This window comes from Sphingomonas sp. Root241, assembly GCF_001428865.1.
Classification (GTDB): domain Bacteria; phylum Pseudomonadota; class Alphaproteobacteria; order Sphingomonadales; family Sphingomonadaceae; genus Sphingomonas.
Genome location: NZ_LMIV01000001.1, coordinates 1,879,952 through 1,903,837, shown reverse-complemented (window position 1 = coordinate 1,903,837; position 23,886 = coordinate 1,879,952). Strand labels below are relative to the sequence as shown.

At 66.3% G+C, this 23,886-nt stretch carries 20 protein-coding genes; 9 read left to right on the top strand and 11 right to left on the bottom strand.

Annotated features, from left to right (window positions below):
• Window positions 1-14: 14 nt before the first annotated feature.
• From ASE13_RS08810 to ASE13_RS08790, 5 genes are read right to left on the bottom strand one after another with little or no spacing between them, the layout of a single operon-like run.
• A complete protein-coding gene (locus ASE13_RS08810; protein ID WP_056613583.1) occupies window positions 15-1,961 on the bottom strand; it encodes an acetyl/propionyl/methylcrotonyl-CoA carboxylase subunit alpha in 1,947 nt (648 codons plus the stop codon).
• On the bottom strand, window positions 1,958-2,281 hold the full coding sequence (locus tag ASE13_RS08805; protein WP_056614995.1) for a DUF3088 family protein: 324 nt from the start codon (window positions 2,279-2,281) through the stop codon (window positions 1,958-1,960). Before ASE13_RS08805 ends, ASE13_RS08810 begins: the two co-directional genes overlap by 4 nt.
• Entirely contained in the window at window positions 2,278-2,709 is a 432-nt protein-coding gene (locus tag ASE13_RS08800) for a DUF4440 domain-containing protein (protein WP_156404793.1), read from the bottom strand. The genes ASE13_RS08805 and ASE13_RS08800 overlap by 4 nt, the downstream gene beginning before the upstream one ends.
• Before the next feature lie 8 nt (window positions 2,710-2,717).
• A complete protein-coding gene (locus ASE13_RS08795; protein WP_156404792.1) occupies window positions 2,718-3,221 on the bottom strand; it encodes a hypothetical protein in 504 nt (167 codons plus the stop codon).
• A 38-nt stretch (window positions 3,222-3,259) separates the two neighbouring features.
• Entirely contained in the window at window positions 3,260-4,861 is a 1,602-nt protein-coding gene (locus ASE13_RS08790) for a carboxyl transferase domain-containing protein (RefSeq protein ID WP_056613577.1), read from the bottom strand.
• Window positions 4,862-4,987: 126 nt separating this feature from the next.
• Here ASE13_RS08790 and ASE13_RS08785 point away from each other — a divergent pair, with 126 nt between their 5' ends.
• Complete coding sequence (locus ASE13_RS08785) at window positions 4,988-7,060, top strand: M13 family metallopeptidase (protein ID WP_082596475.1); 2,073 nt, start codon at window positions 4,988-4,990, stop codon at window positions 7,058-7,060.
• A gap of 23 nt (window positions 7,061-7,083) precedes the next feature.
• Window positions 7,084-8,259, top strand: coding sequence for an SGNH/GDSL hydrolase family protein (locus ASE13_RS08780; protein WP_082596473.1), 1,176 nt, complete (start codon window positions 7,084-7,086; stop codon window positions 8,257-8,259).
• A 179-nt stretch (window positions 8,260-8,438) separates the two neighbouring features.
• On the opposite strand, the gene ASE13_RS08775 is transcribed toward ASE13_RS08780, so the two are convergent.
• The 6 genes from ASE13_RS08775 to ASE13_RS08750 form a co-directional block, all read right to left on the bottom strand.
• A complete protein-coding gene (locus ASE13_RS08775) occupies window positions 8,439-9,587 on the bottom strand; it encodes an isovaleryl-CoA dehydrogenase (RefSeq protein ID WP_056614993.1) in 1,149 nt (382 codons plus the stop codon).
• A gap of 10 nt (window positions 9,588-9,597) precedes the next feature.
• Complete coding sequence (locus ASE13_RS08770) at window positions 9,598-9,951, bottom strand: Rieske (2Fe-2S) protein (RefSeq protein WP_056613570.1); 354 nt, start codon at window positions 9,949-9,951, stop codon at window positions 9,598-9,600.
• Window positions 9,952-10,084: 133 nt separating this feature from the next.
• Window positions 10,085-11,362: a homogentisate 1,2-dioxygenase gene (hmgA, locus tag ASE13_RS08765; RefSeq protein ID WP_056613568.1), complete on the bottom strand. Its 1,278-nt coding sequence runs from the start codon at window positions 11,360-11,362 to the stop codon at window positions 10,085-10,087.
• Between the two features lie 126 nt (window positions 11,363-11,488).
• A complete protein-coding gene (gene hppD / locus ASE13_RS08760) occupies window positions 11,489-12,529 on the bottom strand; it encodes a 4-hydroxyphenylpyruvate dioxygenase (protein ID WP_056613567.1) in 1,041 nt (346 codons plus the stop codon).
• Between the two features lie 135 nt (window positions 12,530-12,664).
• Window positions 12,665-14,011 (bottom strand): FAD/NAD(P)-binding protein, encoded by a 1,347-nt coding sequence (locus ASE13_RS08755; RefSeq protein WP_056613565.1) that lies wholly within the window; start codon window positions 14,009-14,011, stop codon window positions 12,665-12,667.
• A gap of 57 nt (window positions 14,012-14,068) precedes the next feature.
• A complete protein-coding gene (locus ASE13_RS08750; protein WP_321164335.1) occupies window positions 14,069-14,398 on the bottom strand; it encodes a DUF6356 family protein in 330 nt (109 codons plus the stop codon).
• Between the two features lie 38 nt (window positions 14,399-14,436).
• Here ASE13_RS08750 and ASE13_RS08745 point away from each other — a divergent pair, with 38 nt between their 5' ends.
• The 7 genes from ASE13_RS08745 to nirD all read left to right on the top strand — a co-directional run bounded on the left by ASE13_RS08745 (window position 14,437) and on the right by nirD (window position 23,752).
• Complete coding sequence (locus ASE13_RS08745; protein WP_056614988.1) at window positions 14,437-16,110, top strand: MFS transporter; 1,674 nt, start codon at window positions 14,437-14,439, stop codon at window positions 16,108-16,110.
• 53 nt (window positions 16,111-16,163) lie between these two features.
• Complete coding sequence (locus ASE13_RS08740; RefSeq protein WP_056613562.1) at window positions 16,164-16,745, top strand: ANTAR domain-containing response regulator; 582 nt, start codon at window positions 16,164-16,166, stop codon at window positions 16,743-16,745.
• Window positions 16,742-17,947, top strand: coding sequence for a CmpA/NrtA family ABC transporter substrate-binding protein (locus tag ASE13_RS08735; protein ID WP_056613560.1), 1,206 nt, complete (start codon window positions 16,742-16,744; stop codon window positions 17,945-17,947). Before ASE13_RS08740 ends, ASE13_RS08735 begins: the two co-directional genes overlap by 4 nt.
• Before the next feature lie 228 nt (window positions 17,948-18,175).
• The gene (locus ASE13_RS08730; protein WP_082596650.1) at window positions 18,176-19,432 is read left to right on the top strand and encodes an MFS transporter; all 1,257 of its coding nucleotides are present in this window, start codon (window positions 18,176-18,178) and stop codon (window positions 19,430-19,432) included.
• A 48-nt stretch (window positions 19,433-19,480) separates the two neighbouring features.
• Window positions 19,481-20,680, top strand: a complete 1,200-nt coding sequence (locus ASE13_RS08725) for an alginate export family protein (RefSeq protein ID WP_056613558.1) — start codon at window positions 19,481-19,483, stop codon at window positions 20,678-20,680.
• Window positions 20,681-20,906: 226 nt separating this feature from the next.
• Window positions 20,907-23,417 carry a nitrite reductase large subunit NirB gene (gene nirB / locus ASE13_RS08720; RefSeq protein WP_056614983.1) on the top strand — a complete coding sequence of 837 codons (2,511 nt, stop codon included), beginning with the start codon at window positions 20,907-20,909 and terminating at the stop codon, window positions 23,415-23,417.
• Window positions 23,414-23,752, top strand: coding sequence for a nitrite reductase small subunit NirD (gene nirD, locus ASE13_RS08715; RefSeq protein WP_200955598.1), 339 nt, complete (start codon window positions 23,414-23,416; stop codon window positions 23,750-23,752). Before nirB ends, nirD begins: the two co-directional genes overlap by 4 nt.
• Window positions 23,753-23,886 lie beyond the last annotated feature (134 nt).

Genomic DNA, 23,886 nt, shown 5'->3' with positions numbered 1-23,886 from the left:
ACCCTGAAACAAGTTCAGGGTGACGGATTGTTTTGAGGCGCGCGTTCGACTTTCACCAGCAGCGTGCCCTCGCCGACTTGCGCGCCGGCTACGGCGTTGAGTTCGGCGACCACGCCGTCGAAAGGAGCCGTGAGGCTGTGCTCCATCTTCATCGCCTCGAGTGTGACGAGGCGCTGGCTTTTGGTGACGGTGTCGCCGGCGGCGACTTCCACGGCGGTGACGCGACCAGGCATCGGGGCGAGGATCGCGCCGTCGCCACTCGTTCCTCCAGCTGAAGCAGCACCGCGCGGCAAGGTGGCGTGAAACCACTGGCCTTCGAAGGGTATTGCCCAGCCGTCCGCAACCAATTCAGCATAATGCGTGGAAGTTCGCCACTTATCGGAGAGATCAACGGTCTCGGTCTGGCCATCGACGGTGACCTGAATGCCGCGTTCAACAGGGGCATTCAGTCGAAAACCGAAGGCCTCGCGCCAAACATCGGCTTTTCCCGCTCGACGTAATTCGACGCGTCCACTGGTCAGGTCTGTAGGCCGACCATGCCAACTGGATACCGCGATTGCCACCGCACCAGCAAAGAACACTGCGTCTGGCGTCTCCGAAGGGGGCGCCAGTTCCGCCTTATGATCTTCAATGAAGCTTGTGGTGACATCGCCCGCGAGAAAAACGGGGTGTTCAAGCGCGCGCCAAAGCAAGGGGGCATTGGTCTTCACCGGCCATACCTCAACTCCGGCACAAGCGTCCGCCAGGATAGTCGCAGCTTCGACCCTGGTATCGGCATGCGAGACCAGCTTCTCGATCATCGGATCATAAAAAGGCGATACTTCCGAGCCTTCCGAATAGCCTGTTTCAATTCGAACCAGCGCATGTTGCGGGCGATATATTTGGAGTTGCCCGATGCTTGGGAGGAAGGTGACCGGATCCTCGGCATAAAGCCGCGCCTCCATCGCCCAACCCCTTATCGAAAGCTCCTCCTGCCGCTTGGGCAACTCCTCCCCGCTCGCCACGCGCAGCTGCCATTCGACCAGATCCTGCCCGGTGATCTCCTCGGTCACCGGATGCTCGACCTGCAGCCTGGTGTTCATCTCCATGAACCAGATGCGGTCGGCGCGCAGGCCTTCGCTGGCGTCGGCGATGAATTCGATCGTGCCCGCGCCGACATAGTCGACTGCCTTGGCCGCGCGTACTGCGGCGGCGCAGATCGCCTCGCGCGTCGCTTCGTCCATGCCGGGGGCGGGGGCTTCCTCGATCACTTTCTGGTGGCGGCGTTGGAGCGAGCAGTCCCGTTCGAAGAGGTGGACGACATTGCCGTGAGTGTCGCCGAACACCTGCACTTCGATGTGGCGCGGCGAGAGGATGTATTTCTCGAGCAGCACGCGATCGTCGCCGAACGACGATGCCGCCTCTCGCTTGCAGCTGGCGAGCGCGTCGTCGAAATCGGTGGCGGCATCGACGCGGCGCATGCCCTTGCCGCCGCCGCCCGCCACTGCCTTGATCAGCACCGGATAGCCGATCGCGTCGGCCTCCGCCTCGAGCCGTGCGGGCGACTGGTCCTCGCCGAGATAGCCCGGCGTCACCGGCACGCCGGCGGCGATCATCCGCGCCTTGGCGGCATCCTTCAGACCCATCGCGCGGATGCTGTCGGGCCGGGGGCCGACCCAGACCAACCCAGCATCGATCACCGCCTGCGCGAATTCGGCATTTTCGGACAGGAAGCCATAGCCCGGATGGATCGCCTGTGCGGCCGTAGCCTTGGCCGCGGCGATGATCTTGTCGCCGACAAGGTAGCTCTCGCGCGCCGGGGAGGGGCCGATATGCACGGCTTCATCGGCCTGCCGCACATGGAGCGCGTTCGCGTCCGCATCCGAATAGACCGCGACCGTGCGGATGCCCATCTCCCGCGCGGTGCGGATGATCCGGCAGGCGATCTCGCCGCGATTGGCGATGAGGAGCGATTCGATCATGGATGCCGCTCCGGAAAGCCGTGGCGCTCCGCGAGAGCGGCGAGCAGTGCTTCGATTTCGTTGGCGAAACCAAAGCTTCCGTCTTCCTTTGGCCACACGAGCGCCGGCAAATTCTGGTTGGCCTCGCCGATCGCCGCGGCGACTGCCGGGCGCGGCCGCGGCCAGGGCACGCGGACCACGTCGATAGCGGCGGCGCGCTCGGGGAAGGTCGCGAGCAGGCCTTCGATCGTCATGCAGTCCTTGCAATAGAAGACGCGCTCGCCGCCCAGCGCGGGATCGGCGAATTCGTGTTCGAGCAGGAAGAGCGTGTCGCGCGTCATTTTGGCGGGCATCCCGCGGTGCGCACCGACCAGGTGACGTTCTGGATCTTCCATTGTCCCGCTTCGCGGACCAGATCGAAATGCTGGAAGCCGCAATGGCGCACCGTGCCGTCGATCGCGAAGGTGTAAGGCCCCCAGACGCTCGCCATTTCGCCTTCGACCCGCACTTCGGGCGCGATCATGCGCTCTTCGTAGTGCTCCGTCCCCGGCGACGCCTCGGCCCAGGCGGCCAGTGGCACGTTGCGCACGGTCCGCGTGCCGTCGGGCTTCTCCATGATGACCGTGGCGGTGCCGGTGACGCGAAGCTGCGCCGCGATCGCCGCGCTGTCGCGCGCGGTGATGCCGGCGAAGGCCGCGTCGATCGTCGCCAGCACTTTGGCCTGCTCGGTGTCGGCCGGCGAGAGCGCCACGAGGGCGCCGAGGAGCAATGCGAGGCTCACTGGCCCGGGCAGCCCGTGGTGCGGCGCGACCAGGTGACGTTGAACACCTTCCAGGTGCCGTTCTCGCGGATCAGATCGAAGTGATTGACGCCGCAATGCACGGCCTTGCCGTCGACCAGGAAGACATAGTCGCCCCAAGCCATTGCGATGTCGCCATCGACCTCGATCGCCGGGTTGGGCATCCGCTCCTCGAAGCGTTCGGCGCCCGGCTTGAGAGCGGCAGCGAAATCGGCCCAGCTGCGGCTGTTCACTACGGGCGTGCCGTCGGGCTTGTTGCCGGCGGCGGTGGCGCGCCCCTCGGCGCGGACGAAAGGCAGCACCGCCTGGCCGTCGCGCGCGGCGATCGCGGCGAACAGCCCCTTGATCGGGGCGAGCACCGCGGCTTCCTCGGAAGCGGGCGGGGGCAGGGCGGTACCCTTCACGATCGGCGTGACGGGCGTGGTTTGCGCCAGCGCAGGAAGGGGGGCCAGCAGGGTGAGAGTGACAGCGAGAAAGCGCATGGGCATTCCTAGTTTCTCCCCGGAACGGGGTCTGGTCATCACATCCGGAACACGCCGAACGCGGGCCGCTCGGGGATGGGGGCGTTGAGGGTTGCCGCGAAGGCCAGACCGAGCACGTCGCGCGTCTGCGCAGGGTCGATGATGCCGTCGTCCCACAGCCGCGCCGTGGCGTGCCAGGGATTGCCTTCATCCTCGTAGCGCTGGCGGATCGGGGCCTTGAAGGCTTCGGCTTCCTCCGGCGACCATTTCTCGGCGTCGCGGTGGACGGTCGCCAGCACGCTCGCCGCCTGTTCGCCGCCCATCACCGAGATGCGGCTGTTGGGCCAGCTGAACAGGAAGCGCGGCGAATAAGCGCGGCCGCACATGCCGTAATTGCCGGCGCCGAAGCTGCCGCCGATCAGCACGGTGATCTTGGGCACGGTTGCGGTGGCGACTGCGGTGACGAGCTTTGCGCCATGTTTCGCAATGCCTTCGGCCTCATATTTGCCGCCGACCATGAAGCCCGAGATGTTCTGGAGGAACAGCAAGGGCACGCGCCGCTGGCAGGCGAGTTCGATGAAATGCGCGCCCTTCTGTGCGCTTTCGGAGAACAGGATGCCGTTATTGGCGATGATGCCGACCGGCATGCCCCAGATATGCGCGAAGCCGCAGACCAGGCTGGTGCCGTAGAGCGCCTTGAACTCGTGGAATTCGCTGCCGTCGACGATCCGCGCGATCACTTCGTGCACGTCATAGGGCGCGCGAACATCTTCGGGGATGATCCCGTACAGCTCCTCGGGCGCGTATTTCGGCGGGCGCGGGTCGAGCAGCGCCAGGTCCGCCTTTCGGTGGGCGGGCAAATGGCTGACGATGTCGCGGACGATCGTCAGGGCGTGCTCGTCATTCTCGGCGACATGGTCGACCACGCCGGACTTGCGCCCGTGCAGGTCGCCACCGCCAAGATCCTCGGCGCTGATCACTTCGCCGGTCGCGGCCTTCACCAGCGGCGGGCCGGCGAGGAAGATCGTGCCCTGGTTGCGGACGATCACGCTCTCGTCGCTCATCGCGGGGACATAAGCGCCGCCCGCGGTGCAGCTGCCCATCACGCAGGCGATCTGCGGGATGCCGAGCGCGGACATATTGGCCTGGTTGAAGAATATCCGCCCGAAATGATCGCGGTCGGGGAAGACCTCGGCCTGGTGCGGCAGGTTCGCGCCGCCCGAATCGACGAGATAGATGCAGGGCAGGCGATTGGCCTCGGCGATCTCCTGCGCGCGGAGATGCTTCTTGACCGTCACCGGATAATAAGTGCCGCCCTTCACCGTCGCGTCATTGCACACGATCATGCACATCCGCCCGGAGACTCGGCCGATGCCGGCGATTATCCCCGCGCCGGGAACCTCGCCTCCGTACATGTCGCAGGCGGCGAGCTGGCCCACTTCGAGGAACGCGCTACCCGGATCGAGCAACCGTTCGACGCGTTCGCGGGGGAGGAGTTTGCCGCGGCTGGTGTGACGTTCACGCGCTGCTTCCGATCCACCGAGGGCCGCCTTCGCGACATCGGCGCGCAACCGCTCGGCCAGCGCGCGGTTGTGCGCGGCGCGGGCGCGATATTCCTCTCCCTCGGGCGATACCTTGCTGTCGAGCACCGGGGCGCTCATTAGGGCATCCTTCCTGTCCTAGTTTTCCCCTGCCTACACCCGCCCCGGCGACTTGGGAAGACTGGCGCGCGCGTTCGCGCAGGAGTAGCACCCTGCACGAACGGACCTGAAAGGGAGAGCCCGAACGTGACGACTCGCGCAGCGTTGTTTGCACTTCTTCTCGCAACCGCGGCCTGTACGCCCGGAACGCCGACCGACAACGGCACCGCGGCGACCCTGGGCACCGGCATCGGCGTGGACGTCGCGGGGCTGAACAAAGGCGTGAACCCCGGCGACGATTTCGAAGAACATGCCAATGGCGGCTGGCGGGCGAAGACCGAGATACCGGCCGACCGCTCGAGCGTCGGCGCGTTCCTCGAAGTCTATAACAAGGCCGAGGCGAACAACGCCGCGATCATCCAGGCAGCACTCAAGGCCAATGCCGCGCCGGGCACCGACCAGCGCCGAATCGCCGACTGGTACAATGCATTCACCGATACCGCCGCGATCGAGCAGCGCGGGCTTTCGCCGCTGGGCGCGGAGATGGACCGGATCGCTGGACTCGCAGACAAGAAGGCGCTGTCGGCGATGCTCGGCGCCAATATCCGTGCCGATGTCGATCCGCTCAACGCGACCAATTTCGAGACCGGGAACCTGTTCGGGCTGTTCATCAGCCAGGCGCTCGATCGGCCCGATACCAATGTGCCTTATGTGCTGCAGGGCGGGCTGGGGCTTCCCGATCGCGATTATTACCTCTCCGACAAGCCCGAGATGGCGACGATCCGCAGCCAGTATCGCGCCTATATCGGCAAGCTGCTGAGCCTTGCGAACATCACCGAGCCGGACGCCCGGGCCCAGCGCGTGTTCGATCTCGAGACCAAGATCGCACGCGCGCATACCGACATCGTCACCAGCCAGGACATCCACAAGGCGAACAATCCGTGGAAGAAGGCGGACTTCGCGAAGAAGGCGCCGGGGATCGACTGGGATGCCTTCTGGAATGCCGCGAGCCTGAGCGGCCAGCAGGATTTCGTCGTCTGGCATCCGCAGACCACCGCGGCACTGGCCAGGCTGGTCGAGAGCGAGCCGCTCCAGGCGTGGCAGGACTGGCTGACCTTCCACCGCATCGACGAAGTCAGCGCCGTGCTGCCCGCGGCATTCGATCAGGCGCATTTCGATTTCTTCAGCCGCACGCTCAACGGCCAGCAAAAGGCCCGCCCGCGTGACAAGCGCGCGATCGGCAGCGTCAACGCCTGGCTCGGCGACGCGGTCGGCCAGCTCTACGTGAAGGACTATTTCCCCGCTTCGTCCAAGGCGGACATCCAGCAGATGGTGAAGGGCATCCTCGCGGCGTTCGACAAGCGCGTCGCGGCGCTGCCGTGGATGGCGGAGACGACCAAGGCCGAAGCGCGCAAGAAGATCGCCGGCATGCAGGTCGGGATCGGCTACCCCGAGACGTGGCGCAGCTACGCCAGCCTCGAGGTCAAGGCCGACGATCCGGTCGGCAATCTGCGCCGCGCCGAACTTGCCGAATATCGCCACCAGCTCGCCAAGATCGGCAAGACGCCCGATCGCGGCGAATGGTGGATGACGCCGCAGACGGTCAACGCCGTCAATCTGCCGCTGCAGAACGCGCTCAACTTCCCCGCCGCGATCCTCCAGGCGCCTTTCTACGATCCGGGCGCCGACGCGGCGGCCAATTACGGCGCGATCGGCGCCGTGATCGGACATGAGATCAGCCACGGCTTCGACGATCTCGGCGCCAATTTCGATGCGACCGGGCGGCTGCGCAACTGGTGGACCCCGGCCGATATGGCGCGCTTCAAGGCGAGCGGGCAGGCGCTGGTCAAGCAGTTCAATGCCTATGAAGTGTTGCCGGGCGTGTTCATCAACGGCCAGCAGACGCTGAGCGAGAACATCGCCGACGTCGCCGGGCTCACCGCCGCCTATGAGGCGTATCACGCTTCGCTCGGCGGCAAGGAAGCGCCGGTGATCGGCGGATTGACCGGCGACCAGCGCTTCTTCCTCGCTTATGCCCAGGCGTGGCGTGAGAAGTCGCGCGAACAGACGCTGCGCGCGCGCATCGCCACCGATGCCCATGCGCCGGCGCGCTGGCGTGCCCAGACGGTGCGCAACCTCGACGCCTGGTATCCGGCGTTCGGCGTGCAGGAGGGGCAGAAATTGTTCCTCAAGCCCGAACAGCGCGTGAAGGTCTGGTAACAAAACGTAAAAGGGAGAGAGCGATGCGGGGGATGCGGGTTTTCGTCGCGGCTGCGGCACTGTTGCTGGTCGCGGCGGCGCCGAATGGCGAGCGCTGGACGCGCGCCTGGACCGCGAGCATGTGGCAGGTGCCCGCCGAGCAGGCGAAGACGCTCGAGAACGTCACGATCCGCTCGGCGGTCCGCGTCGGTGCAGGCGGGAGCCAGCTTCGCCTGCGGCTCGCCAATGATTACGGTCCGGCACTGACGATCGGCGCGGCGACGGTACGGCTCCCCGGCGGACAGGCAGTGCGCGTGACCTTCGGAGGCCAGGCATCGGTGCGTGTGCCCGAAAGCGCGCCTTTGGTCAGCGATCCGATCGCATTGCCGGTCAAGGCATTCGACGTGGTCGAGGTCTCATTGTTCTTCCCCGAGGCGACGCCGTTCAACACCGTCCACGACGTCGGTGGCCAGAAGACGCTGGTTTCCGCGGCAGGCGATCACACTACCGAGGATTTCGCAGCCGCCGAGCAATGGCGCCTGCGCCCGCTGATCGCCGGCCTCGACGTGCTGACCGCCAAACCGCGCCCGGTGGTCGTCGCTTATGGCGATTCGATCACCGACAATGTCGGCTGCGCCAATGACGCGATGCCGCGCTGCCGCTGGGGCGACGTGCTCGGCCGGCGCTTCGCCGCGGCGGGGATGCCGCATGTCGTGATCACCCAGGCGATCTCGGGCAACCGCATCCTCGCCAACGGCACCGGCCCGAGCGCGCTTGCGCGCTTCGATCGCGACGTGCTGTCGGTGCCCGGCGTCAGCCATGTCGTGCTGCTCGAAGGGATCAACGACATCGGCAATTCGGGCCGCCCCGTGAACGGCGTGGCGCGCCCCACGATCACTGCCGAAGCGCTGATCGCCGGCTACCGCCAGCTCGCGCTTCGCGCGCATGAGCGCGGGATCAAGATCTACGCGATGACGATCCTGCCTTATGAAGGCGCGGGCTATTCGACGCCGGTGGGCGAGGCGATACGCGTGCAGGTCAACAACTGGATCCGGACCTCGAAGGATTTCGACGCGGTGATCGACATGGAAAAGGTCGTCGCCGATCCAGCGAACCCGAAGCGGCTGGCGGCGAACCTGCAGGGCGGGGATAATTTGCACCCCGACGGCCGCGGGGAAACCGCGATGGCCGAAGCGATCGATCTGAAGCTGTTCCGGTAAGTGTAAGCCCCTCTCCTTCAGGAGTATCGGGTCGGTCAGGCTCCCAGCCTGACCTAAATCGCGCGGGGCGCGATTTACCCGATACTGGGTTGGGGTGGGGCAGTGCGGCAGGCTTTGGGCTCGGTGAGACGGACAGGCCCCACCCCCAACCCCTCCCCTGAAGGGGAGGGGCTTTTTGTTCAGCCCCCCACCAGTTCCCGCCCGATCAGCATCCGCCGGATCTCGTTGGTCCCCGCGCCGATATCGAGCAATTTGGCGTCGCGGGCGAAGCGTTCGACTGGCCAGTCCTTGGTATATCCCGCTCCGCCCAGCGCCTGGATCGCCTCGAGCGACACCCGCACGGCATTTTCCGATGCGAGCAGGATCGCCCCCGCCGCGTCGAACCGCGTCGTCCGTCCCGCATCGCAATTCTTCGCGACGGTATAGACATACGCCCGCGCCGAATTGAGCGCGACGTACATGTCCGCCACCTTGGCCTGCATCAGCTGGAAATGCCCGATCGGCTGGCCGAACTGTTTGCGTTCGCGCAGATAGGGGAGGACCACGTCGAGGCACGCCTGCATGATCCCGAGCTGGATCCCCGCGAGCACGGTACGCTCGTAATCGAGCCCCGACATCAGCACGCCGACGCCGCCGTTGAGCGGGCCCATCACTTGCTCGTCGGACACCTCGCAGTCGTTGAATACCAGTTCCGCCGTGGGCGAGCCGCGCATTCCCATCTTGTCGATCTTCTGGCCGATCGAGAAACCGGGCATGTCCTTCTCGATCAGGAAGGTGGTGATGCCGCGACTGCCCTCGCCGGTCTTCGCATAGACTACGAGGGTGTCCGCGTAAGCTGCGTTGGTGATCCAGAATTTCGTGCCGTTGAGGACATAGCCGTTGGCGGTCTTCTCGGCGCGCAGCTTCATCGAGACAACGTCGGAGCCCGCGCCCGCTTCGGACATTGCGAGGCTGCCGACATGTTCGCCCGAGATCAATTTCGGCAGATATTTCGCCTTCTGCTCGGGGCTCGCCCAGCGGCTGATCTGGTTGACGCAGAGGTTCGAATGCGCACCGTAGGAGAGGCCGATCGAGGCCGAGGCGCGGCTGACTTCCTCGCAGGCGATGACGTGCTCGAGATAGCCGAGCCCGAGCCCGCCATATTCCTCGTCGACGGTGATGCCGTGCAGCCCGAGCTCGCCCATCGCCGGCCAGAGCTCGCGGGGGAACCAGTCCTCTGCATCGATCCTCGCGGCGAGCGGTTCGATCTGTTCCTTCGCGAAGCGCTGTGTGGTGTCGCGGATCATGTCGGCGGTGTCGCCGAGACCGAAATCGAGCGTGGGTTCCATCATCTTCCTCTCAAGCAGTCACGATCATGCCGTCGCGTACCGCCACCGGCCACGGCCTTAGCTTGGCGCCGACGCAAGGGCCACCCACGCACGCGCCGTCCTCGATCCGATAGAGCGCGCCGTGCCAGCTGCACTGGATGTGGCCGGCGTCGGGCGTGAGATAGTCGTCGAGCTTCTGCGCGAGCGGCAGCGCCATGTGCGCGCAGATATCGACATAGCCGTGGACGGCGTCGCCCTTGCGCACGACGAAACCGTGGAAGCGGCCGGCGCGCAGCTCAAGGACGAAATTGCGGGCGGTGTCGTCGGGCACGAGGGCGAGGGGGCCGAGCGTGACGCCTGCGGGTGTGGTGGTGAGGCGTTCCATCAGATACTCCCCGGGACGGGGAGGGGGACCAAGCGCAGCTCGGTGGAGGGGGCTCTCCGCGAGCGAGTCCCTTGCGGCGCTCCCCCTCCACCACGCCCTGCGGGCGCGGTTCCCCTCCCCGTTCCGGGGAGGATCAAGGGAGTTTCGCCTTCGGAAACCCCTTCCACGCCGCATCGTAATCCGGCTGCGCCCGCTCCAGCGCGAACCGGGTCGGACGGTAGGGCCAGCACGTCTCGACCATGAACGCCATCGTCCCTTCGATCTTGTGCGGCTCGAGGTCGGCGTTGCTCCCCCCTTCCCAGCTCGCCAGATCGGGTCCGTGTCCCGCCATCAGATTGTGCAGCGAGAGCCCGCCCGGCGCGAAGCCTTCCGCCTTGGCGTCGTACGCGCCGGTGATCAGCCCCATCGCCTCGCTCATCACGTTGCGGTGGAACCAGGGCGGGCGGAAGGTGCCCTCGGCGACCATCCAGCGCGGCGGGAAGATGACGAAATCGGCATTGGCACGGCCGGGCACGTCGCTCGGCGACGTCAGCACCGTGAAGATCGACGGATCGGGGTGATCGAAGCTGACGGTGTTGATCGTGTTGAACCGCGACAGATCGTAGCGCCACGGCGCCAGATTGCCGTGCCACGCGACCACGTCGAGCGGCGAATGATCGAGCGTCGTGGTCCACAGGCTGCCTAGGTATTTCTGGACGACCTGGGTGGGTTCGTCGCGATCCTCGAACCAGGCGGCGGGAGTCTCGAAGTCGCGCGGATTGGCGAGCCCGTTGGCGCCGATCGGCCCGAGATCGGGCAAGCGGAACAGGGCGCCATGGTTTTCGGCGACATAGCCGCGCGCTTCGCCGTCGGGGAGCAAAGCACGGAACTTCACGCCGCGGGGGATCAAGGCGATCTGGCCGGGCGCTATTTCGATCCGACCCAGCTCGGTGAGCAGCTGGAGCCGGCCCGCCTGGGGAATGAACAGCAATTCGCCATCGGCATCGACGAAGACCCGGTCGGTCATGTCCTTGTTGGCGGCGTAGAGGTGGACGGCGACGCCCTCGAGATCGGCGGGGTCGCGATTGGCGAGCATCGTGGTCATGCCGTCGATCAGGTCGGTCGGTTCGGTCGGGCCGGGGAGGGGATCCCAGCGCAGGCGATTGGGGGGCAGGGGCTCCTGCACGGTGCCGGGGGCGAAGTTCCCGGTGCCCTGATAGCGAGTGAAGGGCGGATGCTCGGCGGTGGGGCGCAGGCGATAGAGCCAGGAACGCCGGTTCTCGTGCCGGGGCGCCGTGAAGGCGGTGCCTGAAAGCTGCTCGGCATAGAGCCCGAAAGCGGGTTTCTGCGGGCTGTTGCGCCCGAGGGGCAGCGCGCCGGGCACGGCCTCGGTGGAGACATGGTTGCCGAAGCCGGGGAAATAGTCGGTCATTCTGCGTCCTCGGATTTAGCCCGGTCCGTCATCCCGGCGAAAGCCGGGATCCAGAGCAGCAGGCGAGCCGGCAGAGAAACTCTGGGCCCCGGCCTTCGCCGGGGTGACGTTGTGGATTATCCTTCCTCAGGCGTCGACCTTGATCACTCCGCGGCGGATCTGGTCCAGCTCGATGCTCTCGAACAGCGCCTGGAAATTGCCGTTGCCGAAGCCTTCATTGCCCTTGCGCTGGATGATTTCGAAGAAGATCGGGCCGAACATGTTCTCGGTGAAGATCTGGAGGAGCAGGCCTTCGCCGTTCTCGACGCTGCCGTCGATCAGGATGCGGTTCTTGCGGAGGCGCTCGACGTCCTCGCCATGGCCGGGGACGCGCTTGTCGATCAGCTCGAAATAGGTCTCGATCGTGTCCTGGAGCTTCACGCCGCGGGCGCGGAGGCGCTCGACGGTGTCGTAGATGTCGGGCGTGGTCAAAGCGAGGTGCTGAATGCCCTCGCCGTGATATTCACGGATGAATTCCTCGATCTGGCTGGCGTCGTCCTGGCTCTCGTTCAGCGGGATGCGGATCGCCTTGTCGGGGGCGATCATCGCCTGGCTGAACAGCCCGGTGGCCTGGCCCTTGATGTCGAAATATTTCTGCTCCTCGAAGTTGAAGAGCGTCTTGTAGAACTCGCTCCACACCCGCATCTGGCCGCGGCGGACATTGTGGGTGAGGTGGTCGAGCAGGTCGAGCCCGACATTGTTCTTTGCCTCCGCCTTCTGCCAACCCGGGATCTCGGCCCAGTCGGCATAGAGATCGATGCCGTCCTGGATGAAATAGAGGTACGAGCCGCCGATGCCGGTGATGACGGTGTCGTCCTCATCGGTCGGCTGCGCGCCGTTCTCCAGCGCCCATTTCATCGCGGCTTCGGGATCGGCGACGCGGAACGCCATCGCGCTGGCCGAGGCGCCGTGCTCGTTGCGGAACTGCGCGACGCGGCCGTCGGCGTCGCGGTTTAGCATCAGGTTGATGCGGCCCTGCTTGTAGCGGGTGATGTTCTTGGTGAGGTGGCGGTGCGACGGCACGAAGCCGAGCTGTTCGAACTGACGCGCCATCGCCTCGGGGTCGGGCGAGGTGAATTCGACGAACTCGAAGCCGTTGAGGCCGAGCGGATTTGCAGGATCGGTCATGGCGCGGAAATACGCTTCCGGTCAGATAGTGTCAATTGATACCATCTACCGTCATCCCGGCGAATGCCGGGATCTCAGGCCGCGAGCGAACGGCCTACGGCACGAGACCCCGGCTTTCGCCGGGGTGACGCGGTGCTACAGCCCTTCGCCGCCGACCCAGTGCGCGTTGGAAAGCCGGCGGGCGACATTCCAGGTCTGGTTGCGGATGTCGGGTACCGCGACGATCTCCCAGAAGGCGCCGCGCGTCATCGGGCCGAGCGCGTAGAGATCGGGGTTCGCCGTCCCGTCGGCGTTGATCGTCTGGCCCTGATTGTCGACGTCGATGCCGAGATGCGCCGCGTCGGGGCGGATCAGCCCTCGCGCGGCGAGCTTCTGGAGCAGCGGCTCCTCGGTGCGGGCGAGGTCACCCAGTGGGCCCGTGCAATTGACGATGCGCTGGGCGAGCAGGGTCTCGACCGTATCCGCGCCGCGGCGGCGGAGCTGGATTGCTATGCCGTCGGCGCGCTCGTCGAAGCCCATGGTCTTGCCGGCGATCACTTCGAGCTGGCCGCGCTCGATCACTGCCATCAGACGGGCATAGACTTCGGGCGCGAGGCGATGGCGATGGACGTCCCACCACGGGCGGAGATGACGCAGGAAGCGGGCGCGCTCGGCCTCACTGGCATTGCCCCACATCGCCTGGGTGAAGGGGCGGAGTTCATCCACGGCGTTGCGCCAGCCGATCGCCTCGCCGCGGCTGCGCACCGTCTGGAGCAGGCGCGAGGCAGTGGTGGCCGGGCGCTCGTCGATCTTCTGCCAGTCGCTGCCGGGACCATGCGGGCGCGGGAGCAGCCCGCGGCGCGACAGCGCGACGATCTTGCCGCGAAAGCCGCGCGCATCGAGCAGCAGCACGACGTCGATCATGGTCAGGCCGGTGCCGATGATCAGCACGGTATCGGCGTCCGAGAGGTCCTCGGGTACGCTTGCGGCCCAGGGATCGCCCTTGTAGCGCTCGACCGAGAGCTTGTCGGGGTCGAGCCCGGGCGGATCGTGCGGCGGCAAATTGCCGACGGCGAGCACCGCGGCGTCGGCATCGAGCATGCGGCCGCGCAATTCGACCCTTACGCCGCCGTCGAGCCGCACGTCCTGGACTTCGTCGCGTAGCAGCGTGAGCCGCCCGCTCGGATCCTTGAGCGCCGCCTCGAGCAGCTCGCGCAGATATTCGCCATAAGTGACGCGCGGGATGAACGCGGCAGGCGCATCCTGCACCCCGCGCGCCTCCAGCCAGCGGACGAAATGCGCGGGATCGTCCGGAAAGGCGCTCATATTGGCGGCGCGGACGTTGAGGACGTGGCTCGGATGCGCCGCGCCATAAGCGAGGCCGGTGCCCGCCACCGGCGCGCGTTCGATCAGCGTGGCACGCGGGCCTTCGTGGCGGAGCAGGTTGATCGCCTGCAGCGTGCCCGAGAACCCCGCGCCGATGATGGCGACGTGCTCGATCATCCCAAAGTCCTCCCTCGCGAAGCGGGGGAGGATTGATTTCGTGCGTCGATCACGCGGCTAGATTTCGTATTCGATCTGCCACTCGGGCTGCTGGAACGCCGGGCGCTCCTTCGAGAAAGCGGGCTGGCGCGCCTTCATCTGGGTGTAGAGTTTCTTCACCGTGTCGCTCGCGGTGCGGGCGAACAGGAAGGGCAGGATCGCGTGCACAACGCAGGCTGCTCCCCCGACGATCATGCTGAAGCCGAAGCGCGACGCGGTGGCGGCGTGCTCGCCATAGCTCTCGCCGACGCTGCGCGGGTGAGAGAGGAAGAAACGGTCGATCATGGAGCGCTGCTTAGGCCGATGCGCCGCCGCTGTGAAGCGAGGGGTTTGCAGCAGCGTCTGCATGTGGTTTGGGTATCGATAACAACGAAGGGGAGCGATTCATGGCCGAAGCAGCGGGGCAGCCCGACCACCACCAGGCGACGCAGAACGAGAAACTGGTGATCGCGGCATCGTCGCTGGGCACGGTCTTCGAATGGTATGATTTCTACCTCTACGGGCTGCTCGCGACGATCATCTCGGCCAAGTTCTTCTCGGGCGTGAACGAGACCACCGGCTTCATCTTCGCGCTTGCCGCCTTCGCCGCGGGCTTCGCGGTGCGTCCGTTCGGCGCGCTCGTGTTCGGCCGAATCGGCGACCTCGTCGGCCGGAAGAACACCTTCCTCGTCACCATGGCGATCATGGGCCTTTCGACCTTCACCGTCGGCCTGCTGCCGAGCTACGCGTCGATCGGCGTCGCCGCGCCGGTGATCCTGATCGTGCTCCGGCTGGCACAGGGCCTCGCGCTCGGCGGCGAATATGGCGGTGCCGCGACCTATGTCGCCGAGCATGCCCCCAACGACAAGCGAGGACTCTATACCAGCTGGATCCAGACCACCGCCACGCTGGGCCTGTTCGCGGCCTTGCTCATCGTGATCGGTACCCGCTGGATCATCGGCGAGGCGGCGTTCGCCGACTGGGGCTGGCGCGTGCCGTTCCTGATCTCGATCGTGCTGCTCGGCGTCTCCATGTGGATCCGGCTCCAGCTCAACGAGAGCCCGGTGTTCAAGAAGATGAAGGACGAGGGCACCACCTCCAAGGCGCCGCTGACCGAAGCGTTCGGGCGCTGGAGCAACCTGCGCCTCGTGCTGATCGCCCTGTTCGGCGCCGTCGTGGGGCAGGCGGTGGTCTGGTACACCGGCCAGTTCTACGCTTTGTTCTTCCTCGAGAAGACGCTCAAGGTCGATGGCTGGACGACGAACATCCTGATCGCGATCGCGCTGGCGATCGGCACGCCGTTCTTCGTGTTCTTCGGCTGGCTGAGCGACCGGATCGGCCGCAAGCCGATCATCCTCGCCGGCTGCGCGATCGCAGCGGCAAGCTATTTCCCGCTGTTTGGGCTGCTCACCGAAGCCGCGAACCCGGCGCTGGCGCATGCGCAGCGCGACGCGCCCGTCACCGTCACCGCCGATCCCGCCGAATGCTCGTTCCAGTTCGATCCGATCGGCAGGAACAAGTTCGATCGCTCGAGCTGCGACATCGCCAAGACGTTCCTCGCCAAGCAGGGCATCGGCTATCGCAATATCGAGGCCCCGGCGGGTACGACGGCAGTGGTCCAGATCGGCGCGCAGCGGATCCCCGCTTATGATCCGCGCAAGGAAGTGCTGACCGAAGGCGCGGTGGCGACGATCGGCATCGCGGATTTCCAGGATGCGGCCAAGGCGGCGCTGGCAGAAGCCGGCTATCCGGCCAAGGCCGATCCCGCCGCGATCAACAAGCCGATGGTCGTCGCGGTGCTCACTGCGCTCGTCCTGCTGGTGACGATGGTCTATGGCCCGATCGCGGCGATGCTGGTCGAGCTTTTCCCGAGCCGCATCCGCTACACGTCGATGTCGCTGCCTTACCATATCGGCAATGGCTGGTTCGGCGGCTTCCTGCCGGCGACGGCCTTCGCGATGGTCGCGGCCACCGGGGACATTTACTACGGTCTCTGGTATCCTGTGATCGCGGCGATCGTGACGCTGTTGGTGGGCCTCTTCCTGCTCCCCGAGACTCACAAGCGCTCGATCGACGATTGACCGGCGTCGCCGCGCGCCTGCATTAGGCGCGCGGCTCTTGGGAAAGTGCATCCTTGCGGATCGTGATCGTCGACGACAGCGGCTTGCGCGCGACCGTGCTCGAAGAGGGGCTGCGGGACGCGGGTTATGACGATATCCATGTCGTGCCGCCGCAGGGCGCGTTCGTCGCCAAGATCGAGCGGATGGCGCCCGACGTGGTGCTGATGGATCTCGGAAGTCCCAGCCGCGACACGCTGGAGGAGATGCTGGCGGTCAGCCGTGCGTTGGCCCGGCCGATCGCGATGTTCGTCGACCAGTCCGACGATGCGATGATCGGCGCGGCGATCGATGCCGGGGTCTCGGCCTATGTCGTCGACGGGCTCCGGAAAGACCGGGTGAAGCCGATCCTCGATCTCGCGATCCGGCGGTTCAATGCCTTCGCACGGATGCAGAGCGAACTCGACGAGGCGCGGACGGCACTCGCCGATCGCAAGACGATCGATCGCGCCAAGGCGATATTGATGCAGACGCGCGGGCTCGCCGAGCCCGACGCCTATGCGCTGCTGCGCTCGACCGCGATGAACCAGAACAAGCGTATCGCCGACGTGGCAGAGGCGCTGATTACCGCCCACAGCCTGCTCGGGGGGCAGCCATGACGCCGCTATCGATTGCCTTCCTCCCGCTCACCGACAGCGCTCCGCTGGTCGCGGCCTGTGCAAAGGGTTTCGCCGAGGCGCAGGGGATCGACCTGAGCCTGGTGCGCACGACCTCCTGGGCGACGCTGCGCGACCGGTTGGTCTATGGGCAGGTGCAGGCGGCGCACATGCTCGCGCCGCTCGCCATCGCGGTGAATCTCGGCCTCAGCCAGCACCCCGCGGCGATCTCGGCGCCGTTCAAGCTCAACGTCAACGGCAACGCGCTGGTGATGACCACCGAATTCGCGCTGGCACTCGATCCCGATCCCGCCACCCGCGTGGCGGATCCGGTGGCAACGGCGCACGACTTCGCCAACGCGATCGGACTTTACCGACGCAAGCCGGTGATCGGCGTGGTCCATCGTTTTTCCAGCCACGCGCTGATGCTGCGCTATTGGCTCGCTTATGCCGGGGTCGATCCCGATCGCGACGTCAACATGCGCGTATTGCCGCCATCGTTCATGGTCGAGGCGCTGCGGCTGGGCGAGATCGACGGCTTCATCGCGGGCGAGCCGTGGAACAGCGTCGCGGTGGCCGAGGGGCTGGGCGAAATCATTGCCACCGGCGTCAATATCTGGCGACGCGGCGTCGAGAAGGTGCTCGCGATGCGCACCGACTGGATGGAAGCCAATGCCGAGACGGTCGACCGCTTGCTCGTCGCGGTGTCGCAGGCGGCGGCGTGGTGCGACGATCCGGCGAATCGCGAGGAACTGGCGCAATTGCTCGAGCGGCCGGAGCATGTCGGGCAGCCGGCCGAATGGATCATGACTGCGCTGAGCGGTCGGTTTGTGCTGCGCTGCGGCAATGCGCCGGTCGAAATCCCCGACTTCCTGTTGTTTCACCGCGAGGCCGCCGGCTTTCCGTGGCGGAGCCAGGCGCTGTGGATCTATTCGCAGCTCGTGCGCTGGGGGATGGTCAAGCCGGAGGCCGTGACCGAGCGCCAGGCCGCGGACGTATTCCGGCCAGATATCTACCGTCGCGCCCTGGGCGGGGCAGGATTGCCCATGCCGGGGGCGAGCATGAAGGTGGAAGGCGCGCTCACGGCGCCGCTGCCGGTGGGCGCCCATCGGGGTGCGCTGACCCTGGGTCCCGACCGATTCTTCGACGGCGCAGTGTTCGATCCGGATGATATCGGTGGATATCTTGCTGCACTTGCGCGGTAATCACAGATAATTTTTTTGCACTTGCGAAATGTTTCTGAATGATGAAGCTATGAACCAACGCGCGACGTAGCGCGTCCACGGAAGGCCACCCAGCGCCGGGACGGCCTTTCCAATGATCCTATCAGCAAAGCCGCTGTCCGGTCCCTGCATGCGCAGGAAGCCGGAGGCGGCTTTTTTCGTGCCCGAAAGGGCATTTGGGGAGTTCGGGCGATGAAGATTGCAGAACTGATGCGCGAAGGTTTCGATTATGCGGGAGGCGGCGCGGACGTGGATCCGGCGCCGGCGCGTGCCAAATCGAGCTTCTGGCAATCGGGACACACGCCGACATTGATCGCGGCGTTCCTTTATTTCGATCTGGCGTTCATGGTCTGGGTGCTGCTCGGGCCGCTCGCGCCCGAGATCGCCAAGACATTGCAGCTGACCGCGGCGCAAAAGGGCCTGATGGTCGCCACGCCGACCCTGGCGGGGGCGCTGCTGCGCGTCGTCAACGGGCTGCTGGTCGACCGGATCGGACCCAAGCGCGCCGGCGCGATCAGCCAGGTCATCGTCATCGTCGGGCTGTTCACGGCCTGGGTGATGGGCGTGAACAGCTTCGCCGGCACGTTGGCGCTTGGTGTGATCCTCGGCTTTGCCGGGGCGAGCTTCGCGGTCGCGCTGCCGCTGGCCAGCCGCTGGTATCCGCCCGAGCATCAGGGCAAGGCGATGGGCCTAGCCGGTATGGGCAATTCGGGCACCGTGCTCGCAGCCTTGTTCGCGCCGACGCTCGCCAAGCTCTTCGGGTGGAATTCGGTGCTGGGGCTGGCCTGCATTCCGCTGGCGATCGTCCTCGTCGCGTACATGTTCATGGCGAAGGACGCGCCCAACGCGCCCGCGCCCAAGAATTTGGCGGCCTATTTCCAGCCGCTCAAGCTGCCCGACGCATGGTGGCTGATGGCCTTCTACGCAGTCACCTTCGGCGGGTTCGTCGGGCTGGCGGCGTCGCTGCCGATCTACTTCACTGATCGGTTCGGGCTGAGCACGATCACTGCCGGCTATTGCACTGCGGCCTGCGTCTTCGCCGGATCGCTGGTGCGGCCGCTGGGCGGCGCGCTGGCCGACCGGATCGGCGGCGTGAAGGCGCTGTCGGGCGTGTTCGTGGTGGCGGCGCTGGCATTGGCTGGAGTGAGCGCGGCACCGACAGTGGCGAGCGCATTGGCGCTCTTCGTCCTTGCCATGCTCGCGCTCGGCACCGGCAACGGATCGGTGTTCCAGCTCGTGCCGCAGCGCTTCCAGGCCGAGATCGGCGTGATGACCGGACTGGTCGGCATGGCCGGCGGGATCGGCGGCTTCTACCTCGCCTCGTCGCTGGGTTTCGCCAAGCAGCTCACCGGCAGCTTCTCGGCGGGGTTCCTGATCTTCGCGGGGCTGGCGCTCGTCGCATTCGCCGGGCTGATCCTGGTCAAGGCGCGCTGGCGCTCGACCTGGACCAGCGGCGCGCGTATCTGAACTGGTCGGGAGCGGGCCGTGCGCCCGTCCCGCCAAAGGGGAATTACCATGCGATCGATAGTGTTGACGGCGGCCGGACTGGCCGTCGCGGGGCCCGCTTGTGCCCAGGAGATCAAGCCGCTCGTAGAGGCGCGCGCCCGCTACGAGCATGTCGAGCAGGACGGGCTGGCCGAGGATTCCGAAGCGCTGACGGTGCGGGTGCGCGCGGGCGTGCAAGCCTCCACCGGGCCGTGGACCGCTTTGGTCGAGGCGCAGGGCACGATGGCGGTGATCGACGATTATTATGACGGGCTCCACGGCGCCGCGACGCGGCCGCTGGTGGCGGATCCGGAGAACATCGCGCTCTACCGGGCCCAGCTTCAGTACAAGACCAAGGCGTTCGCGGTCACGGCGGGAAGGCAGCGGATCGCGCTCGACGACGAACGCTTCGTCGGAAACGGCCCCTTTCGCCAGAACGCCCAGACCTTCGATGCGGTGCGCGTCGAGCTCACGCCGCTCAAGGGGCTCAAGGCCGATGTCAGCTATGCCTGGGACGTGCGGACGATCTGGGGCGTCGAAGGCACCGGCGCGCGGCAACCGGGGATCGGGGGCGACAATGTCTTCGCCAATTTGTCGTACGCGACGCCGGTCGGGACGCTCACCGGCTTCGCCTATCTGATCGATCAGGACGAGGCCGCGGTGCAGGCCTATCGGCTGTCGAGCCAGAGCTATGGCGTACGGCTGGCGGGCGCGCAGAAGCTGTCGGCGGCGGCGAAGCTCTCGTACCAGGCGAGCTATGCTACCCAGTCCGAATATGGCCGCAATCCCAACGACTATCGGGCGGACTATTACCTGCTCGATGCCGGGCTCGAGGTGTCGGGGGTCAAGCTGGGCGCCGGCTATGAAGTGCTCGGCGCCGACAAGGGCGTGGCGCTGACTTCCTTCCAGTTCCCGCTCGGCACCAATTTCAAGTTTCAGGGCTGGGCGGACAAATTGCTGACCACGCCACCGGACGGGGTGCGCGATCTCTATGGCAGCCTCGGCTATGGCTGGAAGGCCGCGGGGCCGTTCAAGGGCGTGTCGCTGCAGGCGGTCTATCACCGCTTCGAAAGCGACCGGCTGGTGCGCCATTATGGCGACGAACTCGATCTGCTCGCCAGCGGCAAATTGGGCAAGACGACGCTGTCGGTGCGCTACGCCGATTACAATGCGGACCTGTTCGCTACCGACACCAGGAAGCTGTGGCTGCAGCTCGATTGGGCGCTTTAATGCTGCAATGCAAAATTCGCACTTGAACAAGTCGGCGCGAATCAGCATCATGGTGCCGATCGGGCAAGGACGCCCGAACGAGACATAGCTGCCGCTCCCAAGGTCGGGAACCGGTGGTGCATCGATCGGCAGCTGCCGGTCAGGGTGAATTGGCAAGGCCGCCATGCAGGCGTCGGAACTCTCCGACGGCCCGCATGGCGGCTTTTTTGCGTTCTGGAGCTTGAGCATGGAGCTGATTGGCGAAGGATGGACCGGCGAGGCGGCGGAAGGGGCACCGGACGTGCCCGTGCGCCGCGAGCATCTCGTGGTGGTCGGCAACGGCATGGCGGGATGTCGTGCGGTCGAGGAATTGTTGGCGCGCGATCCGAACCGTTACCGCGTGACGATCTTCGGCGCCGAGCCGCACGTGAACTACAACCGGATCATGCTCTCGCCGGTGCTCGCGGGCGAGAAGACCTTCGACGAGATCGTGATCAACGGCCATGACTGGTACCGCGACAACGGCATCGAGCTGATCTCCAGCGATCCCGTGACGGCGATCGACCGCATGGGCAGGACGGTCACCTCGCGGAGCGGCCGCACGCTCGGCTACGACAAGTTGCTGATCGCGACCGGGTCGGATCCCTTCATCATCCCGGTGCCCGGCAAGGACCTGCCCGGCGTGATCAGCTTCCGCGACATGAGCGACGTCGACGCGATGCTCGCAGCAGCTGACAAGGGCGGCGACGCGGTGGTGATCGGCGGCGGGCTGCTCGGGCTCGAGGCGGCGCACGGGCTCAGCCTGCGCGGCATGAAGGTCACCGTGCTCCATCTGATGCCGACCTTGATGGAGCGTCAGCTCGACGAAGCGGCGGGCTGGCTGCTCAAGTCCGCGCTCGAGGCGCGCGGCCAGACGATCCTCACCGGCGCCGACACCGCCGAGATCCTGGGCACCGATGCAGTCGAGGGCGTCAAGCTCAAGGACGGCCGGGTGATCCCCGCCAGCCTCGTGGTGATGGCAGTGGGCATCCGCCCCAACACGGCGCTGGCCCGCGACGCCGGCCTCGCGGTCGGCCGCGGCATCCAGGTCGACGATCACATGGTGACCAGCGACGCCAACGTGCTCGCGGTCGGCGAATGCGTCGAGCATGCGGGGCAGGTCTACGGCCTCGTCGCGCCGCTCTGGGAAATGTGCCGTGCGCTCGCCGACGGGCTGGTCGAGAAGCATAGCGGCTACAAGGGCTCGGTCACCTCGACCAAGCTCAAGGTCTCGGGGATCGACGTCTTCTCGGCGGGCGATTTCTCGGGCGGCGACGGCGCCGAGGACATCGTCCTGCGCGACGCCAGCCGCGGCGTCTACAAGCGCGTGGTGGTCAAGGACGATCGTATCGTCGGCGCGGTGCTCTACGGCGATACCGGCGATGGCAGCTGGTATTTCGATCTGCTCAAGAAGCAGGAAGACGTTTCCCAACTCCGCGACGTGCTGATCTTCGGCCAGGCCTTCGCCCAGGGAGGGGGCGCCGCGGACCCTAAGGCGGCCGTTGCGGCGCTCTCGGACGATGCCGAGATCTGCGGCTGCAACGGCGTCTCCAAGGGGCAGGTCGTCGCCTGCATCGAAAAGGGCGCGTGCAGCCTCGATGCGGTGCGCACCGGCTGCAAGGCCTCGGCAAGCTGCGGCTCGTGCACCGGGCTGGTCGAGAACCTCCTCGCGCTCACGCTGGGGGACGAAGTCCAGGCCGGCCCGAAGACGATGTGCAAATGCACCAGCTTCGGCCATGACGACGTCCGCCGCGAGATCGTCGCGCAGGGGATGCGCTCGATCCCCGAAGTGATGCAGATGCTGCACTGGTCGACGCCCGACGGCTGCTCCTCGTGCCGCCCCGCGCTCAATTACTACCTGCTCTGCGCATTGCCGGGCGAATATGTCGACGACCAGCAGAGCCGCTTCGTGAACGAGCGCATGCACGCCAACATCCAGAAGGACGGCACCTATTCCGTCGTCCCGCGGATGTGGGGCGGGCTGACCAACCCCACCGAGCTGCGCGCGATCGCCGACGTGGTCGAGAAGTACAACGCGCCGATGGTCAAGGTCACCGGCGGCCAGCGGCTCGACATCTTCGGGATCAAGAAGGAGGATCTGCCCGCGGTCTGGGCCGATCTCAACGCCGCCGGAATGGTCTCGGGCCATGCGTACGGCAAGGCGCTCCGCACCGTGAAGACCTGTGTCGGCTCCGAATGGTGCCGCTTCGGCACGCAGGATTCGACCGGGCTGGGCGTCAAGCTCGAACGCGGCTTCTGGGGCAGTTGGATGCCGCACAAGTTCAAGATGGCGGTGTCGGGCTGTCCGCGGAATTGCGCCGAGGCGACGATCAAGGACTTCGGCGTGGTCTGCGTCGATTCGGGTTACGAGCTCCATGTCGGCGGAAACGGCGGCATCCATGTCCGCGCGACCGACCTGCTGGTGAAAGTCGCGACCGAGGAGGAGGCGATGCATTATGCCGCCGCCTTCGTGCAGCTCTACCGCGAGGAGGCGCGCTATCTCGAGCGCACCGCGCCGTGGATCGAGCGGGTCGGGCTGCAATACGTCAAGGACCGCATCGTCGAGGACGCGGAACTCCGCGACGCGCTCGCCGCGCGCTTCTGGTACTCGCAGACCTTCAGCCAGGACGATCCCTGGGCCGAACGCGCCTCCGGCGAGGCGCGCGAGCAGCATGCGCATATGGCTGCATTCAAACCCCGTCTGGAGGAAATCGCATGATCGGCGAATGGCTCGACATCGGCTGGCTGAACGAAATCCCGGTGCGCGGCAGCCGCACCGTGCCGGTGGACGGCGGCGAGGAGATTGCCGTGTTCCGCACCGGCGACAATCAGGTCTTCGCACTGGTCAATCGCTGCCCGCACAAGGGCGGACCTTTGAGCCAGGGCATCGTCCACGGACACAGCGTGGCCTGCCCGTTGCATAACTGGAACATCGCGCTAAAGACCGGCGAGGCGCAGGGCAACGACAAGGGCTGTACGCCGGTGATCCCGGTCAAGATCAACGCTGGGCGCGTGCTGATCTGCCGTGCTGGTGCGATGAAGGCGGCGGCGTGAGGGGAGTGCTCCCGATCCTCCCCGGCACGGGGAGGGGGACCAGCCGCAGGCTGGTGGAGGGGGCTCTCCTCATGGCGAATTGCTCGCGGCGCTCCCCCTCCACCACTCGCTGCGCGAGCGGTCCCCCTCCCCGT

Coding starts and splice junctions, on each gene's coding strand:
- ASE13_RS08775 (WP_056614993.1), bottom strand. CDS start 9,587: ATGGAACCCACGCTCGATTTCGGTCTCGGCGACACCGCCGACATGATC.
- hppD (WP_056613567.1), bottom strand. CDS start 12,529: ATGACCGATCCTGCAAATCCGCTCGGCCTCAACGGCTTCGAGTTCGTC.
- ASE13_RS08795 (WP_156404792.1), bottom strand. CDS start 3,221: ATGCGCTTTCTCGCTGTCACTCTCACCCTGCTGGCCCCCCTTCCTGCG.
- ASE13_RS08780 (WP_082596473.1), top strand. CDS start 7,084: ATGCGGGGGATGCGGGTTTTCGTCGCGGCTGCGGCACTGTTGCTGGTC.
- ASE13_RS08790 (WP_056613577.1), bottom strand. CDS start 4,861: ATGAGCGCCCCGGTGCTCGACAGCAAGGTATCGCCCGAGGGAGAGGAA.
- hmgA (WP_056613568.1), bottom strand. CDS start 11,362: ATGACCGACTATTTCCCCGGCTTCGGCAACCATGTCTCCACCGAGGCC.
- ASE13_RS08810 (WP_056613583.1), bottom strand. CDS start 1,961: ATGATCGAATCGCTCCTCATCGCCAATCGCGGCGAGATCGCCTGCCGG.
- ASE13_RS08750 (WP_321164335.1), bottom strand. CDS start 14,398: ATGCAGACGCTGCTGCAAACCCCTCGCTTCACAGCGGCGGCGCATCGG.
- nirB (WP_056614983.1), top strand. CDS start 20,907: ATGGAGCTGATTGGCGAAGGATGGACCGGCGAGGCGGCGGAAGGGGCA.
- ASE13_RS08735 (WP_056613560.1), top strand. CDS start 16,742: ATGACGCCGCTATCGATTGCCTTCCTCCCGCTCACCGACAGCGCTCCG.
- ASE13_RS08730 (WP_082596650.1), top strand. CDS start 18,176: ATGCGCGAAGGTTTCGATTATGCGGGAGGCGGCGCGGACGTGGATCCG.
- ASE13_RS08725 (WP_056613558.1), top strand. CDS start 19,481: ATGCGATCGATAGTGTTGACGGCGGCCGGACTGGCCGTCGCGGGGCCC.
- ASE13_RS08770 (WP_056613570.1), bottom strand. CDS start 9,951: ATGGAACGCCTCACCACCACACCCGCAGGCGTCACGCTCGGCCCCCTC.
- ASE13_RS08745 (WP_056614988.1), top strand. CDS start 14,437: ATGGCCGAAGCAGCGGGGCAGCCCGACCACCACCAGGCGACGCAGAAC.
- nirD (WP_200955598.1), top strand. CDS start 23,414: ATGATCGGCGAATGGCTCGACATCGGCTGGCTGAACGAAATCCCGGTG.
- ASE13_RS08755 (WP_056613565.1), bottom strand. CDS start 14,011: ATGATCGAGCACGTCGCCATCATCGGCGCGGGGTTCTCGGGCACGCTG.
- ASE13_RS08805 (WP_056614995.1), bottom strand. CDS start 2,281: ATGACGCGCGACACGCTCTTCCTGCTCGAACACGAATTCGCCGATCCC.